Source organism: Turicibacter sp. T129 (genome assembly GCF_025594975.1).
Lineage (GTDB): Bacteria > Bacillota_I > Bacilli_A > MOL361 > Turicibacteraceae > Turicibacter > Turicibacter bilis.
This window is the reverse complement of sequence record NZ_JAMQUU010000019.1, coordinates 25,070-31,876: the sequence shown is the minus strand read 5'-3', so window position 1 is coordinate 31,876 and position 6,807 is coordinate 25,070. Positions and strand designations below refer to the sequence as shown.

At 35.6% G+C, this 6,807-nt stretch carries 6 protein-coding genes; all 6 read right to left on the bottom strand.

What is annotated here, in order from left to right; all coding sequences use genetic code 11:
* Positions 1-56: 56 nt before the first annotated feature.
* The 6 genes from NEH75_RS04225 to NEH75_RS04200 are packed head-to-tail and all read right to left on the bottom strand — an operon-like array spanning position 57 to position 6,806.
* Positions 57-1,376: an amidohydrolase gene (locus NEH75_RS04225; RefSeq protein WP_262940879.1), complete on the bottom strand. Its 1,320-nt coding sequence runs from the start codon at positions 1,374-1,376 to the stop codon at positions 57-59.
* Positions 1,360-3,066 carry an adenine deaminase C-terminal domain-containing protein gene (locus NEH75_RS04220; RefSeq protein WP_262948561.1) on the bottom strand — a complete coding sequence of 569 codons (1,707 nt, stop codon included), beginning with the start codon at positions 3,064-3,066 and terminating at the stop codon, positions 1,360-1,362. The genes NEH75_RS04225 and NEH75_RS04220 overlap by 17 nt, the downstream gene beginning before the upstream one ends.
* Before the next feature lie 19 nt (positions 3,067-3,085).
* Entirely contained in the window at positions 3,086-4,132 is a 1,047-nt protein-coding gene (locus NEH75_RS04215; protein WP_055275121.1) for an ABC transporter substrate-binding protein, read from the bottom strand.
* 25 nt (positions 4,133-4,157) lie between these two features.
* Complete coding sequence (locus NEH75_RS04210; RefSeq protein WP_055305704.1) at positions 4,158-5,186, bottom strand: ABC transporter ATP-binding protein; 1,029 nt, start codon at positions 5,184-5,186, stop codon at positions 4,158-4,160.
* Between the two features lie 11 nt (positions 5,187-5,197).
* A complete protein-coding gene (locus tag NEH75_RS04205; protein ID WP_055275123.1) occupies positions 5,198-5,980 on the bottom strand; it encodes an ABC transporter permease in 783 nt (260 codons plus the stop codon).
* The gene (locus tag NEH75_RS04200) at positions 5,973-6,806 is read right to left on the bottom strand and encodes an ABC transporter permease (RefSeq protein ID WP_262940881.1); all 834 of its coding nucleotides are present in this window, start codon (positions 6,804-6,806) and stop codon (positions 5,973-5,975) included. Before NEH75_RS04200 ends, NEH75_RS04205 begins: the two co-directional genes overlap by 8 nt.
* Position 6,807: the final 1 nt, after the last annotated feature.

The following is a 6,807-nucleotide window of genomic DNA, read 5'->3' as shown; positions in this document are numbered from 1 at the left end:
CATGCCGGGCGCACATAAAAACCTCAGATTTTCCATCTGAGGTTTTCTTATATCGATTATAATTCTTTTGAACGTTCAACTGCTCGTTTTTGAAATAGTTTCATTTCATGTTGAAGTGCTGCTTTAATTTCTTGTAGATTAAAGACTGACTGTTTATTACTTAAGACACGAGTACCATTAATCCAAACACTATCTACATTTGAGGCATTTGCACTATAAACAATCGCTGAATATGGATCATAAATTGGGAACATATTTACCGAATCTGTTTCAATTAAGACAATATCAGCCTGTTTCCCAACTTCAAGTGAACCAATGCGATCATCCATTTTTAATGCCTTCGCCCCACCAATCGTCGCTAATTTAACGATTTCTTCAGCTTTAAATAATGAACGATCTTTATAATGAGTCTTTTGCGCATAAACCGCTGTTTTCATTTGTGTAAATAAATCGAGTGTATTCCCACTACTTGGTCCATCTGTTCCAAGGCCAACAGCAATTCCATGCTGGATTATCTCTTTAACAGGAGCAATTCCTTTTCCTGCTTTCATATTTGATCCCACACAGTGTGCAACACTTGTCCCACGTTCTGCCATTAACTTCATATCATGTTCATTGATATGAATACAATGAGCAGCGACTAATCGATGACTTAAAACACCAATGGAATCCAGATATTCAACGGGAGTCATATCGTACGTTTCACGGAATTCTTTCATTTCATAATCCATCTCGGCCACATGCATCGAAATTAACGTCTCGTATTTCTCAGCGATTTCATGTGCTGTCTTTAAAGCAGCGGCATCATTCGTATTCGTCGCATGGGGAGCAATCATAGGTGTGACTAACTCATGATTTTTCCATTTACTAATGAATGCCTCACTATAAGCTAACCCACCATAAGCTTCCTTACAATCACAGGTTGGGAAGTTAATCACCGTTTCACCAAGCACACCACGCATATTTAATTCCTCACAGGCACGAGCCACTTCTTCTTCAAAATAATACATATCTAAAAACGTCGTCACACCACTACGCTGCATCTCTAAAATACCATAACGTGCCGCCTCATAAACAAGTGGCTCTGTCATACATTCAATTTCCAATGGAAAAAGATAACGACGAAGTCGGTCTGGACAATCATCACCTAATGAACGAAATGGAATCATTGAAACATGAGCATGCGTATTAATCATACCGGGAATCAGTAGACCACCTGCCGCATCAATGATTTCATCCACATGTTGCTCCATTTCCGCCTTATATTCTCCAACATAAGAAATCTGATCATCTTCGATGATTAACATTCCTTTAGGATAGGTTGTTAATACTTCATCCATTGTTAAAATCCAAGCATGTTTAATTAATGTCTTCATAATAAGCCTCCTCAATCAATGGAACAATTCCTTGTGTTTTTGTGTTAATCATTCCAATATCAGTCACCTTCAGTTCAGGTGAGACTGGAAGTGATAATGTTGAGAAAGACATGATTTCATTATCATGTTGATAACCTAATTGTTGCATCGCCAATCGAACATCTTCAAGTTGCTTAGCTAAAACGTCAATTGGCTGAGCACTAATGATACCTCCAATTTCTAAGTAAGCTTTAGCTACCACATGACCATCTTGTACAACGACATACCCTCCTTGCATCTCGCAAAGCGTCTGTTGAGCTAACATCATATCTTCAGTATGATTCCCCATCACCATGACATTATGATGATCATGTGCCCAAGAAGTTGCAATTGCTCCGCGCTTGTTGATAGGGGCATCTAATAAAGCATGCGCCATATTTCCATTCTTCCCGTAACGTTCATAAATCGTTAATAAACAGAGGTTTGCTGATAAATAATCTAGCATCCCACCTCTAATTGGGACTTCTTTTTGAAGCTGTTTCGTAAACGTTGAATGAGGTTGTGTTTGAATGACATTGCATAATGCTTTTACGCCATTCACATGAATTTCAAAATCTTCTGGTGAAGCTTTTTTACATTGAATGGATTGATAGAAGTGATTAGGAAACTTCTGATCATGATTTTCCTCTAGTGAAACAGTCTCACTTGCAATACACTTTCCATTTTTATAAACTGAATGAATCATAAAATCATTGACATCACTCAGAAGAATAAAATCGGCTAAGCGACCAGGAGCAATCATCCCACGATCATCTAAATGCATTCGTCTAGCTGGCGTATATGTTGAACAATAGATTGCTTTTTCCACAGGCATTCCTAAAGAAACGGCTAATTTGATGATTTCATTTAAATGGCCTTTTGGTAATTTATCCGCCATGACATCATCAGTGACAAATGAAAAGTAATCATAGAAATTATAATCCATCAAGGTTTGAATCGTTTCTTTATTCATTGATTTTTTCTGAATTTCTAAGAACATTCCACTCTTAATTTTTTCAATGATACTTTCAGGTGTTTGTTGTGTATGATCAGCTGTTACCCCTGCCCCAATGAAATCGGCTAAGTCTTTTCCACTAATTTTGGGACAATGCCCTTCAATGGGTAAAGATGGTCTAAGCGCTTGACAGACTTTAATAATCTCTTTAATCGTTGATGTTTCTTTTTTACATAAATCTTGAAAGTTCATGACTTCACCAAGACATAAAATAGCTGAGTGTTGAAGCAGTTCCTTTACTTCTTCCACTCCAATGAAGCCACCTGTTGTTTCTAACTGAGGTGAAGTTGACGGAACTGAAGAAGGAATTCCATAAAAAATATCCAATGCAGTTGCATTGGATAAAAATGATTGAATGCCTTCTAATCCAAACACGTTTGCAATCTCATGAGGGTCAGCCACAACGGTTGTAACCCCATGAGGTAAAACGGCTTGAGAGAAACGTGAAGGTAACGTCATAGAACTTTCAATATGCATATGTATATCAATTAGACCTGGTATCATCCATTTCCCTGTTCCATCCATCACCTCTTCATGAGTGATTGATAGCTCATCAGCAATCCTAGAAAAACGGCCATTCTCAATTAATACATCTTTCATTTCAAATTGTTGTGTAAATGTTTGATAAACTGAAATATTTTTTATGATCATATCCATATTGAATTCTCCGCCCTAATTAACGATTAACAATACGGTTCCATTGATCAACCCAGTTATTTAATAATGGATTAACAAATGAATAGTTGATCACTTTAGCATTGTCAGCTACTTCACCATAAGTTTTATTTTGTGCTGTTTCTTCATCTAAAACAACATCTTTGTTAGTTGGTGCTTCATTTAAGCTAACTGCTGTTGCACTTTGTAATTCTTGGCTTAAACGCCAGTTTACATATTCGTAAGCTAACTCTTTATTTTGAGAATTTTTATTAATATCAATCGTATTGAAGTTTACGTAAGTTCCTGATGCTGGTACGACGAATTTAACATTTGGTTGTGCTTGCTCAATTGTAGGGATTCCGAAATCTCCAACAACCGCTACTGCAATTTCACCTGATGCAAACATATTTGCTAAATCACTTGATTTAGAATAAGTTTTAACAATGTTTGGCTTTAACTCTTCTAATGCTTTGAATGCAGCTTCACCTTGATCGGCTTCAATATCTCCACCTACAACATCATTTGCTACATAAACCATTGCTGGTCCAAACGTTGTTGAGATATCTGGGATTGAGATTTTTCCTTGTAATTCTTCATTCCATAAATCTGACCAATCGTTGATTTCAAATCCAACAGCTTCCGGATTGTAGATAATTCCAATACTGTTTACTGTATAAGCAGCACCAAAACCGTTCTCAGCTAATTCAGCTGCTGGTTCAATTAACTCACTAGCATTTGGAATTTTTGAATAATCTAATTCTTCAAATAATCCCGCTTCATATCCATTTGCTGCAGTTGCTTGTGATAATTCAATTATGTCAACTGTAGAGTTTGGATTGTTAGCTAATTTTGTATAACGATCGTTTGTTCCACCTGTATCTAAAACTAATTCAACATCGTATTTTTCTTCAAATGGGATTTTAACTTCTTGTTCCCATACATCTTGACTTAATCCCCAAGTTGAAACGACTAATTGTTGTTTCCCTGAATCTTCCGTTGCTGAACATCCTGTTACAAGTGTTAATGCCATTGCGGCACCTAATGCTAATTTCCATGTCTTCTTCATACTTCTCATTCTCCTTTATACTTGCTTAAACTAAAACGATTTTGTTTGCTGGAAGATGTACTGTTAATTCATCATTAATCTCATATACATCTGCTCCATCATGATTTACAACAATTTTCCCTAACTTTGTTTCAACTTCATACTGATAACTCTTACCTAGGAATGTGCGAACTTGAACCTTTCCACTCACACAGTTTTCCTTTGCTTCTTTAACAATCTCAATATCATCTGGGCGAATTGTTCCAAGTGTCGCTTCCGGTTCTGGTAATTCTGTTACCGTAAATGTTAATTCCTCACTTAAGAATGTGTTGCCTTCTTTATGCTTCATTGGAATAAAGTTTTCAAATCCGATAAAACGAGCGACGAACTCAGTTTTTGGTCTAGCATAAATATTCTCAGGTGTATCGTATTGCTCAATAACCCCTTTATTCATAACAGCTACACGGTCTGAAATAGCGAAACATTCTTCTTGATCATGAGTAACAAAGACAGTTGTAATTCCCAATGCTTTTTGAATTCGTTTAATTTCAACACGCATTTGAATACGAAGTTTTGCATCTAAGTTACTTAATGGTTCATCAAGTAATAATAATTTAGGTTCGATGACTAAAGCACGTGCTAATGCAACACGTTGACGTTGACCACCTGATAATTGTTTTGGTAAACGATCTTTATACTCTAATAATCCACAGACTTCTAACATATGATTGACTTTTTCCTCGATTTGTTTTTTGTCCACTTTACGCAGCTTTAATCCAAAAGCGACGTTGTCTTTTACAGTTAAATGTGGGAATAAAGCATAGCTTTGGAAAACTAACCCAAAGTTACGTTTATGAACTGGAATCTTAGTAAAGTTATCACCATCAACTAAGAAGTCTCCATCTGCTATATCAATAAAACCTGCAATCACGCGTAAAGTAGTTGTCTTACCACATCCACTTGGACCAAGTAATGACACTAACTCACCTTCACGCATCTGTAAATTTAAACCTTTTAAAATATCATTTTTTCCATCATAAGTTACACGAATATCATTTAATTCTACGAATGCCATGGTGTATCCTCCTATTTTGCTAATGAATTAATTCCAAGTGTTTTTTCCACGATAAACATGATTACAATTGTTGCCACCATTAATAAGACCGAAACAGCTGACACCGTTGGATCATAATAATACTCAATATAATTCATTAACGCCGTTGGTAACGTTGTCACCCCTGGACCTGTTAAGAACATTGAAACCGGAATATTATTAAATGAATTAATGAATGCTAACAAGAAACTTGAAATAATTCCGCTAGAGATGTTTGGTAAAACAATCTTAAAGAATGTCTGAATTTTATTACATCCTAAACTCCACGCTACTTCTTCAATCGAGAAATCAAATTGCTCAAGTGAAGCACCAACAATACGAATAATATAAGGCAATACAACTAAGAAGTGTCCTAATAATAATCCTTGGAAGACTGGAATTTGTAATTTAATTACAAGGAATTGAAATAAAGCATATCCGATTACAATCCCAGGAACAATTGTTGGGGATAAGAAGAAACTTTTTAATAATTTCTTCCCTGTAACTGAGTAACGTGACATTCCATAAGCTGCTGGAATCCCAATGACTAACGCAATTAAAGTTGATATAAATGCTAATTTAAAACTTAAATAGAAAGAATCTATAAATGTTTTTGACGTTAATGCTTTAACAAACCAGTCAAAGGTGAACCCTTTAATTGGGAATGAGATAGTATTTTCTGTCCCAAACGCAGTTACAGTAATAATAACTAATGGGAAGAATAAAAAAGCAAAAACGAACATTGAAATAAATGTTAACATTTTATGTTTACGCATCAAGTTCACCTCGCTTATCTACTTTGGCTGCTACGAAGTTTAATCCCTTCATAACAATTAATGTTGTCACAATCATGATGGCTGCGATAACACTTGCTCCCGTCCAATCATTCAATGTCATTGAACGTTGATAGATTAAAGTTGGTAAAACTAATGCTTTGTTTCCACCTAAAAGCTGTGGAGTTGTGTATGCTGTTAAAGATCCTGTAAACACAAGAACTGCCCCCGTAATCATTCCTGGAATACTCATCGGTAACACAACTTTCATAAAGGCGGTTATTCGATTAGCTCCTAAACTCTCCGCGGCTTCCATCATATCGTTATCGATATTATCCATAACTCCAACTAATGTAATAATCATAATTGGTAGGAATAAATAGATGGTTCCGACTAAGACAGCAAATTCGGTATACAACATACTTAATGGTTGTTCAATTAACCCCATGCTCATTAATGCATTGTTGATAATCCCGTTTTTACCTAAGATATTAATCCAAGCAAAACTACGAACAACTGAATTCGTTAATAATGGGAAAATCGAAATAGCAATTAATAAACCTTTCCATTTTGTTGAACAACGTGAAATAAAATAGGCGGTCGGTACTCCAAATACTGTACACACCAAGGTAGCAATCAAGGAGATTTTCAGCGTACGATAGAAAATCTCTAAATAATATTCATCCTTAAAAAATGCGATATATTGATTTAGAGAAAATCCATTATTAAAAACTGTTGGCCACAATGTTGAACATAATGGCAACATTAAAAATAATAGTAATAGTACAAATCCTGGAACCATTAATATATAAGCTGAATTTTTCTTCATG